Here is a 16,510-nt window from a genome sequence, read left to right on the forward strand (position 1 = left end):
CTCACCGGTTCGCCAGCCGCTCGTTGGGCGCAAGCCATCGCCCCGGTATTTTATCCGCCTGGCTGATCATATCGCCAGTAGACAGCGATGTAAGATGAACAAACAAGAGATAGCTATCGTCAGGCACAGCCTGGGCCTGCCAGGTGAGCGAGAGCTGTATTTGCGGCGTGGGGCCATCAAGCGCAGCCACCGTGTAACCATACAGTTGGATGGCCGGTCCAAATGAAGCTGTGGTGCGGTTTACGCCCTCTGGTAGGGTTGTTTCCAACGGCCAGGGAACCACTTCGATCTGCCCCAGAGTGATGCTGTCTGTGGACCAGGGCCGCCAAGACGGCCGTCCAGGCACAACCCGCTGGTCATCCAACAGCCGCCAGCGCAAGGTATATATGCCTGGGGCCGTCTCTGGGCGGATGTAAAGACCGGTTTGTTCGCGCACGATGGCGTTTGGCGGCAGTTCTGGCAGCCAGGATGCGCCGGGGCGATCTGTTTGCTGGCGCAGTGGTTCGCCATTTGGCTGTAAGACAGTCAGTTCATAGCGGATGGTCTCCAGCGGCAGGGCGTCATCCGCCTGCCAAAAGAGGGTAAGTGGCAAGGTGTGGCCGGGGCGCACGTTGATGTCGGCCGTTTCCCAGCCAGCCAGCCGCAAGCCGTTGTCGAAACGTATGTGTGGGTCGCCTGGTTGGAAGGGAACGGCCGTTAACTGGTTGGGTTCTGTTGCGGCGACGGTGATACCGCCGAGATGTGCAGCTTCGGCCAGAGGGCTGCTTTCATGGAGCGGTTGAGCCATAAGTTGGTATGTGCCCGGTGGCAGGCCATCGGGCAGCGGCAAAAAATAGTCGCGGCGTACCCAACCCGCTTGGGGCCAACCCGCTTGCGGCCAACCCGCTTGCGGCCAACCCGGGCCGTTGGCCGATGACAGCGGCTGATCCAGCGCCAGCCATTCACGGCCGTCTACATCGCGCAATGAGAAACGCAAAGAAGCGGCCGGTTGTGGGCCGCCAGCTTCCCAAAACAGGGCAAACCAGAATGTGGGCGGCGCGACAGGCTGATTGTCCAATGGGTAAAAACCGTGCAGGGCGGGCACATCAGGCCAATTTATATCGAGCGGCTGGCTTGTGGCGGGTAGTTGGGTTACAGCGCTGTTGGCGCTGCTAAAGGCCAGGGCTTCGACAATGCCATATTGGCTGTGCGCGCCCAACCGGGCCACCTGGCTCAGGTGGTCTGCCAGCCAGCGCTGCGTCAATTTCTCGCGGTCACGGTTATCGGCCGGGGGATCGGTGACGAGCCAGATACGGTCGTAGGTTTGGACCAGGGCCAGCAGGTCGGGGTCTGCTTCGACGGCCAGGGTAGGGTAACGGGGTACGGCCGTTACTGGCAAATCGGCGCGTTGTTGATAATGGGTATAGAGGGGCAGCAAAATGGCATTGTTCAAAACGACGATATCGTTGCCGCCGGCCTGCTGTTCGATGCTGCGAAACAGGGCGCGAAAATCATCTTTGGCGTATAGGTCTGGCCGGGTATAGAGATTGTTCAGGGCGATCACCGGGCCGACGACGACGGTGAGCAGCCCCAGGACAAAGAGCGTGGCCCACAGCCAGCGCACGGCCGTGGCCCGCCGTGTCTGCTCCCAGGCAAATACAACGGCCCAACTGATGAGTAATAGAAAGGCCGGGCTGCCCACCATCATGTGGCGTACTCCCTGGTACATCGGCTTCAGCAGCGAGCCAACCATCAAGCCAATAACAACAGCCAGTAAATAGGAAAGCAAAAACGCCCGTGGCCGCCAGCCGTTGGCGGCATACAGGCCTAACAGCAGCAAGCCCAACGCAGACAAGCTCAACCATTGAATGCCCGCCTGATGGTAATTCACCGTCAGACCGAGGCTGAAAAAATAGACGACGTCGCGGAGCATGATGACCGGGGAAACATAATCGTAATGGGCTTCGGCCCCGGTGAAGAGACGGGGAATGGTCAATGGCATCAGGGGCACGGCCGCCAGCAGGCTGACCACACCAAGGCCGATGATCAGCTTTTTCTGTCCCTGGCGCCACAACAACCAGGCCCAGAAAAGGGATTGAACGGCGATGAGGAAGACGGCCGTATAATGGGTGTACAGTCCCAATCCGGCCAGGAGAAGGTATAAGGGCAGCCAGCGGCGCAGTTCTCCGCCGGTCAGGGCACGCCACAGGGCATAGGCCGCCCCGGCCATTAACAGGGTGAAGAGGCTGTACATGCGCGCTTCGTTGGCGTACCAGATGTGCAGGGGGTTTACGGCCGTTAACAACGCCACCAACCCGCCCAACGAACGGCCGTGCAACCGCCGCCCAAGTTGATACAGCAAAGGAACCAGCAGCAAACTCGCCAGGACAGAGGGATAACGATAGGCAAAATCTGTTTCCCCCAACAATGGCCGCAGAAAATGGATCGCCAGATAATGCAGCGGCGGATGGGTATCTTTGGTCACCACCCCCTGAATTACGATTTCGCTGCGTAAAATCTGGCTGATTGGGTAACTGGCGCGCAGCGGCGTCAATCCTTCGTCGGTCCAAAAGCTGAAAGCGTCAATGTTGTGTAGGCGCAAAGCAAACGCCAACAGCAATATGCCTGACAAAAGCAGATACCCGCTAAATCTCTTGCCTGATTTCATCCTCAATCCATAAACCATGATGCCGGTTCCGCGGTCTATTAACGACTTTCGGTAGGTGTGTAGCGCCACACGTTGTCGGGCTGTGGAACGCCCGCGTGGTAAATGGGCAGTCGCTGCGTTGTGGCCCTGTCGTACACGCCGATCAGCAGCGAGGGTTTCACGGCCGTTTGCCTGGGCAGGCGGTGCTGATCACGAATCACATCACCGGGCTGCCAGATATAGGTTGGGCTGCTGCCATTGGCCGGACTGCTGTCTGACTGGGCCACCAGGTTGCCCGCATCGTCTAGAACATGGACAAACACAACATAATCGGCCGTTATCGCCTGCCGTGCCTGCCACCACAAAGTAACAAGCCATTCATCCCCCACTACCTCTTGGGTGATGGCTGCCAGATCGAATAAATCTGCAAACTGCACCGGCGCGTTGAACGCCGTTTCGGGCAGGGGGATGGGACTGGCCGGCCGCACGACAACGGGCATGGCCAGGGGCCAGTCGGTGATCTGTCCATTTTGCTTTGCCTGAACATTGGTCCCGTTGTCGTCTAGCCAGACGCCTAACCAGGCGGCTGTCGGTCCGGAAATCGCGCCATCGGCTCGTAAAATAACCTCGTCCCGATACATGTCTCCCTCACGCCAATCCAGGGTAGGATTGTGACCACCTCCGGGGAAACTACGTGTTTCGGCCAGTTTGGTCCATTGTCCCGCTTCCAGGGTAAGAAGCTGCACAGTGACGGTGTAATCGGCGTTGGGGGTTTGCGTGGCGCGCCAGTACAGCGTCGCTCTGGCTGTTTCACCGAGATGGATGGGGTTGGTTTCAACGGCCGTCAACGCCAGTTGTCCGTTGTAGAGCAAATTGGCCGATGTGGTTGTGGCTGGGATTTGCGTCAGCGCTGTCAGGCGGCGAGCCTGGGGGTACAACTGGGGTAGGAAAAAGAGAGAAAGCAAGAGGGCGGTGAGGGGCGGAACGGCCGTTGCCAACCCAGACATCTTGCGTTCATGTTCACCCCACCATCTGGCCCAGCCAACCGCCACAAGCCAGGCCAGACTGGGCCAGGCTGGCAGCAGCCAGCGCCCCTCCGGGACCAAAAATCCCACATCCCGAATCATCACTGTTTTGACAGCCAGAAATGCGGTGGCCAATGCGCCAATCCAGATGACATGGACGAGAACAACGGCCGTAGGTTGAACCAAAACACGAGTGGGCCGCAGCCAACCCAGCAAGGCAAACAGCAGCAGCGCCGCCGCCATCCCGTACAGCCAGCCAGGACCATACCCTAAAATTCCCGGACTCCAATCCAGCCAGAAAGAACGGAATAATTCAACCAAATGAGCCAGTAACAGTCCCAAATCGGCCGGCCGTAAAGTCAGTATCTGGCCTAGCGGAACACTTGGCGCCAACCCCAAGGCGTCGCCGCTGCGCTCATGGTTGAAAAGCAGCCACCCACCCACCAGGGGAACAAAACCAACCCCACCCCAAAGTCCGGCCTGGAGCGTCTGCCATACAGATCGCGTTCTACGCCAGACGGTCCAGCAGGCAACCGGCAGGGTAAGCAGCAAAAAAATGGCGCTGGCTTTGGTCAGCAGCGCCAGGCCAAACAGCAGCCCCCATCCTAAATAATAACGCGCAGATTTCTTTTGGATAATGAGATAAGTGGTATAGGCGGTGAGCAGGGTGGCTACGGCCGTTACCGCCAAGTCATTATTCATCGTTGCGCTCAGATGCAAAAACGACGGCTGAAAGGCCATGACAGCCACCGCCAGCAGACTGACAGACTGCGGTAGTGTCTGGCGCGCCGCCGCATAAAGCGAAACCATCGCCAAAACCCCAAACAGCATTGAAGCAATGCGACCGGCATAAACCACCGGCGCATTGGTTGGGGTAAGGTGGATAAACGGGTTCAAATTACCGCTGCCGCGCAGCGTGCCTGGAAAATGAGGATTTGGACTCAATTCACTATCCAACTGGGGCGTGGCAAACGGCAAGCTCAACAACGCCGCCAGGCTGTAATAAACTGGCGGTTGATGACGTTCATCTGGCCGATAAGAGGTGGACAAATCAGGCAGGCGGCCGGTTTGGCGCAACAAGGCGACATATTCGTAATGCAACGCCTCATTGGGTCCGGCAAGTGGCGGCAGGCGCAATGCCAGAAAGCCGACCAACAGTACGTACCCCAGCAACAATAAGAAAAACGCACTGTGCCCTGTACCCAGGCGACTTCGCTTAGATTCAACATTGCCCATAACGCCCCAAGTATAACGCCCTTCATCCAACGTGCATCCGCCTATCGCCCTACCACTGCCCCATTTGTGAATTGTTGGACAAAAGGGTATCGCTGGGGTATCATTTTTTAGGCTGCCAGGAGTATGTTTACTGGAGGCTGTTCCCACTTTACGGCAGTGAAAACAGGCTGTACTCGCCGCAATACGGCCGTCACCATCGGTGATTTTTGTCCATAAATGGCGGGGTTGGAAAAACTTCTTACGAATTGTTCACATTTGGGAACAGCGCCCACCGAATTTTTTACAAGCAGAGGGAAAGACGAATGGAAACCAGTAACGGCTGGCTTGCCCTCTTCTACTATAAAAACCATGTGTTTCAAGGAGGTTGGTGAATGACAACCCTTGCCCCAGACTTTAAAAACATAGCTGATTCGCTTCTGGAGCAAATCAAAGAGTTTGATCGTAAAACAGAAGCCCGCAGCGTCGGCAACGTTGTCTCGGTTGGCGATGGCGTGGCCTTTGTGAACGGCCTCGCCGACGTTACAGCCAGTGAACTGGTAGAGTTCAGCAGCGGCGCAGCCGGTCTGGCGCTCAACCTGGAGCCGGACCTTGTCGGTATCGTCGTCATGGGCGACTACACCACCATTGAAGTAGGCGACGAAGTGCGCTCTACCGGTCGCATTGCCTCTGTGCCTGTCGGTGATGCCCTTATCGGCCGTGTGGTAGATGGTCTGGGCAACCCCATTGATGGCAAAGGCCCCATCAGTACCAACAAAGTCCGGCCTGTCGAACTGGTCGCCCCCGGCGTCATTGAACGCAAGGGCGTGGACACTCCGGTACAAACCGGCATCATGGCCATAGACTCCATGTTCCCCATCGGCCGGGGCCAGCGCGAGTTGATCATCGGCGACCGCCAGACCGGTAAAACAGCCATTTGCCTGGACACCATCATCAACCAGAAAGGTCTGGACATGGTCTGTATCTATGTCGCCATCGGTCAGCGCGTGGGGCAGGTGGCTCAGGTGGTGGATACGCTGGAAAAATACGGCGCGATGGATTACACCGTCGTGGTTGTGGCCGGCGCGTCCGACCCGGCTCCCATGCAGTATTTTGCGCCATATGCTGGCTGCGCCATCGGCGAGGAATTTATGTACCAGGGTCGAGACGCCCTGGTGATCTACGATGACCTCTCTAAACATGCCTGGGCTTACCGGCAAATGTCCCTTATTTTGCGCCGCCCGCCCGGCCGCGAAGCGTACCCTGGCGATATTTTCTCTCTGCACAGCCGCCTGCTGGAACGCGCCGTGCGCCTGCGCGACGATTGGGTCATTGTGGAAAAAGGGACCGAAGTCAACGCCGACACCATGGGCGTTGACGGCAAACGTTATTTCGGTAACCTGGTTGAAGAACAAATACCCCACGCCCTGGAAGCGATGGGCGACCCCAAACAAGAAAAATACGAAGTCAAGAAGATTCCTGGTACGGGCGGCTCCTTGACAGCCCTCCCAATCATCGAAACGCTGTTGGGCGATGTTTCGGCTTATATTCCGACGAACGTCATTTCCATCACCGATGGGCAGATATTCCTGGAGACCGACCTCTTTAACGCCGGGCAGCGTCCGGCCATCAACACCGGCTTGTCGGTGTCGCGGGTGGGCAGCGCCGCGCAGAAGCGGGCCATGAGCAAGGTGGCCGGTGGTCTGAAGTCTGACCTGTCGCAGTACCGCGAATTGGCCGCGTTTGCCCAATTTGGCTCCGATCTGGATGCGTCTACGCAGCGTCAGTTGAGCCGCGGCGAGCGCCTGATGGAAATGTTGAAGCAGCCGCAGTACAAACCACTGGCGCTGGACCATCAGGTGATGCTGATTTTTGCTGGCAGTCGCGGCTATCTGGACAGTGTGCCGGTCAATCAGGTGGAAAAGTGGAGCCAGGATTTCTTGCGCTATATGGATACGGCCCATCCGGAGATTGGTCGGCCGATTCGGGAGAGCGGCGCCTGGACTGACCCGCTTCAAGCCGCGTTAAAAGAAGCCGTTGAAGATTTTAACGCCGGTTGGTCGGCGTCCTGATTCGTCAGGCGTTCACGTGTTGGCGTGCCAGGCAGGTGAGTGTGTGGCTTTGCCTGACGCCTGCCCCATTGTGCGCCAACACCGGAGACACGTATGGCTACTGAACGCGAATTAAACAAGCGAATCAAAAGTATCAAGAATATCTCGCAAGTGACCAGCGCCCTGGCGGCGGTGTCGGCTTCTAAGGCCAGCCGCGCCCAACGCCAGGTGGAAGCAACGCGGGCTTACGCGGGCAAAGCGTTTGAGATTTTGAACAATCTGGCGTCGCAGCCTGATGTGGGGCATCCCCTGCTGACAGCGCGGCCGGAGATTAAAAATTCGGCGCTTATTCTCATCACCGGCGATCGTGGGCTGGCCGGGGCTTACAACACCAACATTGTCAACCGGGTGGAGGCATTTATTCGGGCGCTGCCGCTGTCGTGCCGGGTGATTACCGTCGGCCGCAAAGGGCGCGACCTGATGATTCGACGGGGCTATAATGTGGTGGCGACGTTTGAAAGCCTCCCTGACTCGCCTTCTATTCTGGACATTACGCCCATCGCCCAGGTTGTGACGGATGATTATCTGTCTGGTGTGGTAGACGAGGTGTTTATTGCCTATACGGATTTTGTGAATCTGATTACGCGCCGGCCGCGGGTGAAGCAGCTGCTCCCGTTACGGCCGTTAGACTTTGCGGGTATGGCAGTGTCGGAGTACGTCGAAACGGTAGACCTCAGCGGCGTTTCCGACCGGGTGTATCTATATGAACCACAACCCGCCGCGTTGTTAGACGTGATTGTGCCCCGGTTCACACAGTTGCAGATTTATCAATCTGTTTTAGAAGCATTAGCCAGTGAGCACAGTGCGCGCATGGTGGCGATGAACAATGCCACCGATAACGCTGGTGAATTGATTGAGATATTAACCCTGGATCGTAACAAGGCGCGTCAGGCGAGCATTACCAGTGAAATTCTGGACATCGTTGGTGGCGCGGAAGCACTCAAAGGCTAATTGGAGGAATTTATGGCTACTGGTAAGATTTCGGCCATACGCGGTGTGGTTGTTGATGTGAATTTCCCTGAAGGGAGCGTGCCGGAAATTTATGAAGCATTGAACGTGGCGGGGCCAAACGGCCGTCTCGTGCTAGAAGTTCAGCAGCAGTTGGGCGGCGGCGCGGTCCGCACCGTGGCCATGGGCACAACCGATGGCCTATCCCGCGGTGTAGACGTTGTTGGAACCGGCAGCCCCATTATGGTCCCGGTTGGCGAGGTTACGCTGGGCCGCATCTTCGACGTGGTCGGCGAAGCTGTGGATGGCGGCGAAACACCCAAATCAGAGATTTATTATCCCATTCACCGCGATGCACCGACGTTTCAGGACCAAAGTACCAAAGCAGAGACCTTTGAAACAGGCATGAAAGTCGTAGATCTTATTGCCCCCTTCATCAAGGGTGGCAAGACGGGTATTTACGGCGGCGCTGGCGTGGGTAAAACCGTCACCATCGCCGAATTGATTCGCTCTGTGGCCCGCGAACATGAAGGCGTATCTATCTTTGCCGGCGTCGGTGAACGCACCCGTGAAGGGACCGACCTGTATTACGAAATGCAGGAATACGGCGTAATGGATTCTGTGGCCATGGTTTTTGGGCAGATGAACGAAACGCCTGGCGTGCGCCTGCGCGTGGCTTTGACCGGTCTGGCTATGGCTGAATATTTCCGCGACCAGGGGCGCGACGTGCTGCTGTTCATTGACAACATCTTCCGCTACGTATTGGCCGGTTCCGAAATGTCCGCGCTGTTGGGGCGTATGCCCAGCGCGGTGGGCTACCAACCCACCCTGGCTTCGGAGATGGGCGCGCTGCAAGAGCGCATCACCTCCACCAAGACCGGTTCCATCACCTCTATGCAAGCCATTTACGTGCCGGCCGACGACTATTCCGACCCGGCCCCGGTGGCGACCTTCGCCCATCTGGACGCCAGCCTGACGTTGGATCGCGGCGTGTTTGCCAAAGGTATTTTCCCGGCCGTAGACCCATTGGCTTCTTCCAGCCGCGCGCTTCAGCCAGGTATCGTGGGCGAAGAGCATTACCGCACCGCCCGCGAAGTGAAACAGGTTTTGCAGACCTACAACGATCTGCAAGACATCATCGCCATTTTGGGTATTGACGAATTGTCGGAGGACCAGAAATTATTGGTGGCGCGGGCGCGTAAAATCGAACGTTTCCTGGGTCAGCCGATGTATGTGGCGCAGAAGTTCCACGGACTTGAAGGCCAATACGTGCCGACCCATGAGACAGTGCGTGGTTTCCGCGAAATTCTGGATGGTAAGCATGACGACCTGCCGGAACAAGCCTTTTACATGGTCGGTACAATTGATCAGGCGGTGGCCAAAGCGGAGCGCCTGCGCGCCGGAGCATAGGCGACATTGCCAACAGCGTTAAACGTGATGCGTGATCCGTGATGCGTGTTTCAGTGGCGCATGACGCATCACGCATTATTCTTTATCAGGTGATACGATGCCAATTCAGTGCGAAATTGTAACCCAAGAGCGCCTCGTTTTTAGCGGGGAAGTGGACGCGGTTAATTTGCCCGGTTCGGAAGGGCGGTTGGGTATTTTGCCGAACCATACGCCGCTGTTGACGACGTTAAGCTACGGCGAGATCATTGTGCGGCAGGGCGGCGAAGAGCAGTATTTTGCGGTTGGTGGTGGTTTTGCCGAGGTTCAACCGACAAAAGTGATCATCCTGGCCGATTCGGCGGAACATGTGGAAGAGATTGACATTCAGCGGGCATTGGCGGCGCGGCAGCGGGCCGAAAAAATGATGACCGAAGGCGTGCCGGATGATCCAGAACGTTATGCACAGATTCGGGCCTCGCTGCAGCGGGCGCAGATTCGCCTGAATGTGGCGCAGCGCCGCCGCCGGTCCAGCGCTATGCCCACCGACTTGCGCGATATGCGCCAGGATGAAAGATAATTCGTGGCTTCTATTTTTACGCCTCATATTGCCATTGATCTGGGTACGGTGAATGTCTTGGTGTTTGACCAAAGCCGGGGTGTTGTGCTGCAAGAGCCGTCCATGGTGGCAATTCGTGAAGACGAAAACAAGACGACGATTGTGGAAGTGGGGCGCGCGGCGAAGGAGATGTACGGCCGTACTCCAGAAGAAATAGAGGTGATACGGCCGTTGCGCGATGGCGTGATCGCCGACTATTTTGTCACCCAGGGGATGCTGGAATACTTCATCGGCAAGGTAACAGGGCGGTTTCATTTGCGCAAACCGGTGGTGATGATCAGCGTGCCCTACGGCGTTACCAGCGTGGAACGCCGCGCTGTGAAAGAAGCGGCCGTAGCCGCCGGCGCCCGCCCGCCGGCCCATCTGATCCCCGAACCGTTGGCGGCAGCGATTGGCGCCGGATTGCCCATCGGCACGCCGACCGGCAACATGGTGGTGAATTTGGGTGGTGGGTCCACAGAGGCGGCCGTGTGTTCAATGAACGGCATTGTCTGCGCCGAGTCAGTGCGCGTGGGCGGTGTTCATTTGGACGAAGCGATCATCGCTTATGTGCGTAAGAAGTACAACCTGATTATTGGCGAACCGACGGCCGAAGCCATCAAAATCAAAATCGGCGCGGCCATGCCCCTGGACAATGAAATGGAAATGCAAGTACAGGGGCGCGACCAGATTGCTGGTCTGCCCAAAACAATCACCATTCGTTCCGGCGAAGTTGTCGAGGCCCTCAGCGAACCCCTGGCGGCTATCGTCAACGTGGTGCGCGCTGTGCTGGCGAAGACGCCCCCGGAACTTTCTTCAGATATTATTGATCGGGGTATGGCGCTGACCGGCGGCGGGGCGCTTTTGCGCGAATTGGACACGCTGCTTACCAGGGAAACCGGCGTGCCGGCCTACGTGGCCGACAATCCCATTGCCTGCACCGTCATTGGCGCGGGCAAAGCATTGGCCGAACTGCCCATTTTGCAGCGCAGCATTCCTGATCTCTAAACCATTCGCCAGGAACCAATCAAAAACAAAAGGCCGCATAAATCATGCGGCCTTTTATGTGTGCTGTCATGCTCTCGTTTTGCCATTGGCTAAAGCGCCACAGCTTATTCCAGATAAAAAGTCATACGCTGCATTTGGACGACGGGATCGCTGTAACTGACCTGTACATCGGACGGGACGTTGAGATGGGCGGGAACGTAGCTTAGAATCGCTTTCACGCCAGAGGCGACTAGAATATCGGTGATATCCTGCACCGCTTTGATGGGTACGGCCAGGATAGCAATTTTCACCTGTTCGCGTTGAATTGTTTCTTCTAGCTCGGTAATTGACTGGACGACGAGGCCGCTCATTTCCTGGCCGATTTTGGCCGGATCGTTGTCGAATAGCCAGCGGATGTGGAAACCCCGATGCTGAAAGCCATTGTAGTGGACCAGGGCGTGGCCCAGATAGCCCGCGCCGACAATGGCTACCGGCCATTCCTGGGTGAGGTGGAGGATTTGTTGCAGCTGCTCGACCAGGTAATTGATGTGATAGCCGGTTCCTTGTTTGCCAAATTCGCCAAAATGAGAAAGGTCTTTGCGGATTTGGGCGGAACTGATGCCTAACCGCTTGCCCAGTTCATAGGATGAGGTGGTGTGTTTGCCTTCTTCAAGCAACAGCCGACGAAGTTCACGCAGATAAATTGGGAGTCGTCCGATGACGATATCTGGGATTTGAGACACAGGTGAATTTCCTCTGGGCGCCGCCGTTATTCGTGGAAGTTTTCACAATTGTAGCATAACGAAAATGGCCTCGCAACCGAAGGGATTTTTGTCTTTTTATTTGGCTGCCTTTCGGCTATTCTCTACAATGAGCTGACTGAGGAGTGTAAACGTGACCCAGGGCTGCCCTGGCGAAAAGGTTAGTGTATGCATCTTGTTGTAAATGGTTATTTTTGGCAACGGCCGTTTGTCGGCAGCGGGCAATATACCCGAAATCTGGTCTACTATCTCAATCGGATGGTATCTGACCTGGAAATCACGCTGGTTGTGCCCCATTTCCCCGGTGATTCTGAGCCGCAAGATGTGCCGCCCAGCGTGCGTCTGAAAAAGGTGGCGGCGCGTCCTGGACACGCAGGCAAGGTGTGGTTCGAGCAGCGGCAGTTTCCGGCAGCCTGCCGGGAAGTGGGCGGGACCATCGCCCACGTGCCGTATTGGGGTGGGCCGCTGCAATCGCCGCTGCCGTTGGTGGTGACAGTCCATGATCTGACGACGCTGCTTGTGCCTGAATATCGGCGCAGCGCCAAAGCGCGGCTGTACAATGCTCTGGTCAGCGCCAGCGCGCGCGGCGCGAACCACATCATGACCGATTCGCGGGCGAGTAAGGCAGAGATTGTGACCCATTTGGGGATAGCGGCGGAACGGGTAACGGCCGTTCACCTGGCCGCCGGTCCGCAGTACACCGCCAAAGAAAACAGCCTGGTAGACATGGCTGTCTTACGCAAATATGATTTGCCTGACTTTTATGTACTCTACCTGGGCGGGTATGAGATTCATAAAAATGTAACGACCCTGCTGCTGGCCTGGACCTATGTGGGGCAGGCGTTGGGGCAGGAATACCCTTTGGTGTTGGCGGGAAAAAAACCAACGGCCGTTTCCGCCGTCTATCCCGATTACGACGCTTACATACAAAAATTGCGCATTGCCGAATACACGCGCTGGATTGGCTTTGTGGACGAAGAAGACAAGCCGGTTCTGTATCGTAATGCGGAGACCTTTGTTTTTCCCAGCCGCCGCGAAGGGTTTGGGCTGCCGGTGTTGGAGGCGATGGCTTGCGGCACGGCCGTTGTCACCAGCAGCAGCACCTCGCTGCCAGAGGTTGTCGGCGAAGCCGGCTTCGTCGTAGACCCGGACGATGCGCGCGGCATGGCCGGGGCGATCATCGCCACCATCGTTCAGGAGAATCTGGCGGCCGACTTACGCCAAAAAAGCATCCAGCAGGCGGCTGCTTTCTCCTGGGAAAAAACGGCCACAGAAACGCTTTTGGTATACGATCACGCGCTGACCGGGAAGTGAGGCGCTGCACCGCTATTTGCCTCGCCCGCCCAGGCGCATTAAAATGCCCCGACTCTGTTATACTCGCAAAGGTTATTATCTGACAGTTTTGTCGTCTTGTCAGATGTCACCTTGTCAAGTATGGAAAAGGATACGTTGGATGAGACTTGATACGCAATTAGCCGTGGTAGTTCAGGCGGCCATTGAAAACGCGCAGGCGGCCGGTGCGCTGCCGGCCTTTGTGATACCGGAAATTTTGATCGAGAAGCCGCGTGAAGCGGTTTTCGGAGACTATGCGACGCCGATTGCCCTGCGGTTGGCTAAATTGGCGCGTATGGCGCCGCTGAACATTGCCCAGGTGATTGCCGCGCATTTGCCGCCGCTGTCTTACGTGAGCGAGGTGACGGTTGCGCCACCCGGCTTTATTAATCTGCGGATAGCGACGACGTTTTTGCAGGGACAGGTGGAGGAGATTTTGGCGGCCGGTTTGGAATACGGCCGTATCACCCTCGGCGACGGCCAAAAAGCGCAGGTGGAATGCGTCAGCGCCAACCCCACCGGTCCCATTCACATTGGCCGCACCCGCGGCGGTGTGATGGGTGACACCCTGGCGCGCATCATGCACGCCGCCGGTTACGACGTGACTCTGGAATATTACTACAACGATGCCGGCCGCCAGGTGATGCTGCTGGGCGAATCCACCAAAATTCGCTACTTGCAGCTTCTCGGTGAAGATGTCACCCTCGGCGAAGAGCATTACAAAGGGGATTACATTTGGGGCATTGCCCAAGAACTGCTGACAGCGCGCGGGGCTGACCTGCGTGACGAAGCAGTTGACTTCTTTGCCGATTATGCGCAAAAGCGCATCTCTGCCAGCCAGAAGGAGAGCCTCAAGCGCATCAACATTGAATTTGACGTCTATTTTCGTGAGCAGAGTTTGTATGAAAACGGCCGTGTCTGGGAAACGCTGAATATTTTGCAAGAACGTGGTTATGTCTACCAAAAGGATGACGCCCAATGGTTCCGCACCACCGCGTTTGGCGATGACAAAGACCGGGTCCTGGTCAAATCCACCGGCGAACCAACCTACCGCATGCCCGACATCGCCTATCATTGGGACAAAGCCCAACGTGGTTTTGACCTGGTCGTGGACATCTTTGGCCCTGACCACCACGCCACAGCGCCCCAGGTATTGATGGGCGTTCAGGCGCTTGGCTACGATACCAGCTTTGTCCGTACTGTCCTGCACCAGATTGTCTACCTCTACCGTGGCGGCGAACTGGTGAAGATGAGTACCCGCGCCGGTGAATTTGTCACCCTCGACGAATTGGTAGACGAAGTGGGCGCAGATTCCATCCGCTACTTTATGATCTCCCGCTCTGGCAACAGCCCAATTGACTTTGATATGGATCTGGCAGTAGAGCAATCAGACAAAAACCCCGTCTACTACATCCAAAACGCCCACGTGCGCTGCGCCGGTATTTTTCGCAAATGGGTAGACGCCGGCCACGACCCCAATGCGGATCAAGACGCCGATTTGAGCCTGCTCACCCATGAAAACGAGTTGAACTTCTTGCGCAAAGCGTTGGAACTCAGCAACATTATCGAACTCATCGTCAAAGAATCGGAACCACACCACATTACTTTTTACGCCTACGAGTTGGCTTCTCTGTTCCATCCCACCTATGAAACCTGTCGGGTGCTGCATTCCGAGGTCCCGGAGCCATTGCGGTTGGCGCGCTTACGTTTCTACCGGGCAGCGCAGCAGCTTTTTGCTGTTGTGTTAAACCTGATGGGCATGAGTACACCGGAAGTCATGTAGGACCACCATAATTATTTACATAAGGGATTTTATATGGCAATCAAATCAGATAGTTGGATAAGGCGTATGGCTCAGGAACAGAGAATGATTGAGCCGTTTGTGGATGGACAGGTACGGGATGGGGTCATTTCGTATGGGTTGTCTTCATATGGCTATGACATTCGCGTCAGCAATGAGTTTAAGATATTTACCAACGTGCATTCGGCTGTGGTAGACCCCAAGCATTTCAATCCCAAATCCTTTGTTGATTTTCAGGGTGACATCTGCGTGATCCCGCCGAACTCTTTTGTGTTGGCCCAGACAATGGAATACTTCCGTATTCCGCGTGACGTCCTGACCATTTGCGTCGGTAAATCTACCTATGCTCGTTGTGGCTTGATTGTCAACGTGACGCCGTTTGAACCGGAATGGGAAGGATATGTCACACTAGAAATTTCCAATACAACACCGCTGCCGGCCCGCATTTATGCCGGGGAAGGTATTGCTCAGGTATTGTTCTTCCAATCAGATGAGGTCTGCGAGACATCCTACGCTGATCGCAAAGGCAAGTATCAGAACCAACAAAGCATTATGCTGCCGCGTATTTAGAGGGTGGACAGCGCCTATAACAGTGTTCGGTGTTCAGTAACCCGCAATCAGTCGGTGTTGTTTGCGCAGACTGCCACTGAATACTGTCATTGTTTTGGCCTTTGCTTCTTGTCGGCGTATCGTTATAATTCCGATTGTCAGGGCGCTTAGCTCAGTTGGTTAGAGCGCTTCGTTTACACCGAAGAGGTCGGGGGTTCGAGTCCCTCAGCGCCCAATTCATCCTTGTGCCAGCGAGGAGGCATCTCTAATACACAACCATTCCATATTGAAGCCAAGAGGATTGCTCATAATCCTTGATATGCCTTTACATTTTGTTATAATCCGATTGTGATAAAAAGTACATAAAAACCTTGACAAAAGTATATAAAAAGTGAACTTAAAGTCTGCCGGGAATGGCAGTGTCTTTGCAAGGTACGAAAAATAGATTTTGAGTGAGGAGAATGTTCTTATGGCCGAAGCAGCAGTAGATGCAAATGTGGCTGGTAGTGGAATAACAAGGCGTGAATTCCTATATTATATCTGGGGGGCATCCATGGTTTTGTTGACTGCTCAGGCCAGCGGGATTTTGATCTGGTTCATGATTCCCCGGTTCCGTGAAGGGGAGTTTGGTGGTTCTTTCATGAAAACGTTGGCAGATCTGCCAGAGATTAATGCTGCGCCGAACAATTTTGCTGACGGCCGTTTCTGGTTAGTCAATCTGGACACCAATCAAGCCAATAATCGGATGTATCTTGCCTCGGATGAGAGCCAACCCATAGTCGGCGTGGCGGCTATTTACAAAGTTTGTACCCACCTGGGCTGCATTTATACCTGGACAAATTCAAACGACCGTTTTGAATGTCCCTGTCATGGGTCTAAATACCGGCTAGACGGCCGTCGTATCGAATCCCCCGCCCCCCGTGCTTTAGACAGGTTTAAGGTATACGCCGTCGCTGAAGACAAAACAACTGTTCTGGCCGAAGCAGAATTGGTGGACAATTTCTATGCACCGCTTGTTCTCCCGGCCGATACAGCCTTCATTCGCGTAGATACCGGCGACCGAAAACTGGGTCTCTCGGAACCCTTGCTTTGTGACTTTGCCGGTAACTGCCCATAAAAAAACCTTCCGCCTTCGGTGAAATTGTCCGACACAATGTTACCGAAGGCTTTTGAT

General features: G+C 55.8%; 12 protein-coding genes and 1 tRNA gene. 10 read left to right on the forward strand and 3 right to left on the reverse strand.

Features of this window, described 5'->3' with window-relative positions; all coding sequences use genetic code 11:
• Nucleotide 1: 1 nt before the first annotated feature.
• Both IPM39_13125 and IPM39_13130 read right to left on the reverse strand, forming a co-directional pair.
• Complete coding sequence (locus IPM39_13125) at nt 2–2,647, reverse strand: glycosyltransferase family 39 protein (GenBank protein ID MBK8986998.1); 2,646 nt, start codon at nt 2,645–2,647, stop codon at nt 2–4.
• A 38-nt stretch (nt 2,648–2,685) separates the two neighbouring features.
• The gene (locus IPM39_13130; protein ID MBK8986999.1) at nt 2,686–4,824 is read right to left on the reverse strand and encodes a glycosyltransferase family 39 protein; all 2,139 of its coding nucleotides are present in this window, start codon (nt 4,822–4,824) and stop codon (nt 2,686–2,688) included.
• Between the two features lie 434 nt (nt 4,825–5,258).
• Here IPM39_13130 and IPM39_13135 point away from each other — a divergent pair, with 434 nt between their 5' ends.
• From IPM39_13135 to IPM39_13155, 5 genes are all read left to right on the forward strand, one after another.
• Nucleotides 5,259–6,935: a F0F1 ATP synthase subunit alpha gene (locus IPM39_13135; protein MBK8987000.1), complete on the forward strand. Its 1,677-nt coding sequence runs from the start codon at nt 5,259–5,261 to the stop codon at nt 6,933–6,935.
• 93 nt (nt 6,936–7,028) lie between these two features.
• The gene (gene atpG, locus IPM39_13140) at nt 7,029–7,925 is read left to right on the forward strand and encodes an ATP synthase F1 subunit gamma (GenBank protein ID MBK8987001.1); all 897 of its coding nucleotides are present in this window, start codon (nt 7,029–7,031) and stop codon (nt 7,923–7,925) included.
• Nucleotides 7,926–7,937: 12 nt separating this feature from the next.
• Complete coding sequence (gene atpD, locus IPM39_13145) at nt 7,938–9,332, forward strand: F0F1 ATP synthase subunit beta (GenBank protein MBK8987002.1); 1,395 nt, start codon at nt 7,938–7,940, stop codon at nt 9,330–9,332.
• Nucleotides 9,333–9,429: 97 nt separating this feature from the next.
• The gene (locus IPM39_13150) at nt 9,430–9,888 is read left to right on the forward strand and encodes a F0F1 ATP synthase subunit epsilon (GenBank protein MBK8987003.1); all 459 of its coding nucleotides are present in this window, start codon (nt 9,430–9,432) and stop codon (nt 9,886–9,888) included.
• Nucleotides 9,889–9,900: 12 nt separating this feature from the next.
• A complete protein-coding gene (locus tag IPM39_13155; protein ID MBK8987004.1) occupies nt 9,901–10,914 on the forward strand; it encodes a rod shape-determining protein in 1,014 nt (337 codons plus the stop codon).
• Between the two features lie 104 nt (nt 10,915–11,018).
• Here the strand turns inward: IPM39_13155 and IPM39_13160 are convergent, their stop codons facing one another.
• Entirely contained in the window at nt 11,019–11,636 is a 618-nt protein-coding gene (locus tag IPM39_13160; protein MBK8987005.1) for a redox-sensing transcriptional repressor Rex, read from the reverse strand.
• Nucleotides 11,637–11,822: 186 nt separating this feature from the next.
• Between IPM39_13160 and IPM39_13165 the strand changes: the two genes are divergently transcribed.
• From IPM39_13165 to IPM39_13185, 5 genes are all read left to right on the forward strand, one after another.
• Nucleotides 11,823–12,968 (forward strand): glycosyltransferase family 4 protein, encoded by a 1,146-nt coding sequence (locus tag IPM39_13165; protein MBK8987006.1) that lies wholly within the window; start codon nt 11,823–11,825, stop codon nt 12,966–12,968.
• Nucleotides 12,969–13,107: 139 nt separating this feature from the next.
• A complete protein-coding gene (locus tag IPM39_13170; GenBank protein ID MBK8987007.1) occupies nt 13,108–14,769 on the forward strand; it encodes an arginine--tRNA ligase in 1,662 nt (553 codons plus the stop codon).
• 33 nt (nt 14,770–14,802) lie between these two features.
• On the forward strand, nt 14,803–15,357 hold the full coding sequence (locus IPM39_13175; GenBank protein MBK8987008.1) for a dCTP deaminase: 555 nt from the start codon (nt 14,803–14,805) through the stop codon (nt 15,355–15,357).
• Nucleotides 15,358–15,497: 140 nt separating this feature from the next.
• Nucleotides 15,498–15,571: transfer RNA gene (locus IPM39_13180), tRNA-Val, on the forward strand.
• 405 nt (nt 15,572–15,976) lie between these two features.
• Nucleotides 15,977–16,453: a ubiquinol-cytochrome c reductase iron-sulfur subunit gene (locus IPM39_13185; protein MBK8987009.1), complete on the forward strand. Its 477-nt coding sequence runs from the start codon at nt 15,977–15,979 to the stop codon at nt 16,451–16,453.
• The last annotated feature ends 57 nt before the right edge of the window (nt 16,454–16,510 follow it).

Source organism: Candidatus Leptovillus gracilis, from assembly GCA_016716065.1.
GTDB lineage: Bacteria > Chloroflexota > Anaerolineae > Promineifilales > Promineifilaceae > Leptovillus > Leptovillus gracilis.

Excerpts from the sequence above, each read along its gene's own strand:
- IPM39_13125 (MBK8986998.1), bottom strand. The coding sequence starts at position 2,647 with ATGAAATCAGGCAAGAGATTTAGCGGGTATCTGCTTTTGTCAGGCATA.
- IPM39_13135 (MBK8987000.1), top strand. The coding sequence starts at position 5,259 with ATGACAACCCTTGCCCCAGACTTTAAAAACATAGCTGATTCGCTTCTG.
- atpG (MBK8987001.1), top strand. The coding sequence starts at position 7,029 with ATGGCTACTGAACGCGAATTAAACAAGCGAATCAAAAGTATCAAGAAT.
- atpD (MBK8987002.1), top strand. The coding sequence starts at position 7,938 with ATGGCTACTGGTAAGATTTCGGCCATACGCGGTGTGGTTGTTGATGTG.
- IPM39_13150 (MBK8987003.1), top strand. The coding sequence starts at position 9,430 with ATGCCAATTCAGTGCGAAATTGTAACCCAAGAGCGCCTCGTTTTTAGC.
- IPM39_13165 (MBK8987006.1), top strand. The coding sequence starts at position 11,823 with ATGCATCTTGTTGTAAATGGTTATTTTTGGCAACGGCCGTTTGTCGGC.
- IPM39_13170 (MBK8987007.1), top strand. The coding sequence starts at position 13,108 with ATGAGACTTGATACGCAATTAGCCGTGGTAGTTCAGGCGGCCATTGAA.
- IPM39_13175 (MBK8987008.1), top strand. The coding sequence starts at position 14,803 with ATGGCAATCAAATCAGATAGTTGGATAAGGCGTATGGCTCAGGAACAG.
- IPM39_13185 (MBK8987009.1), top strand. The coding sequence starts at position 15,977 with ATGAAAACGTTGGCAGATCTGCCAGAGATTAATGCTGCGCCGAACAAT.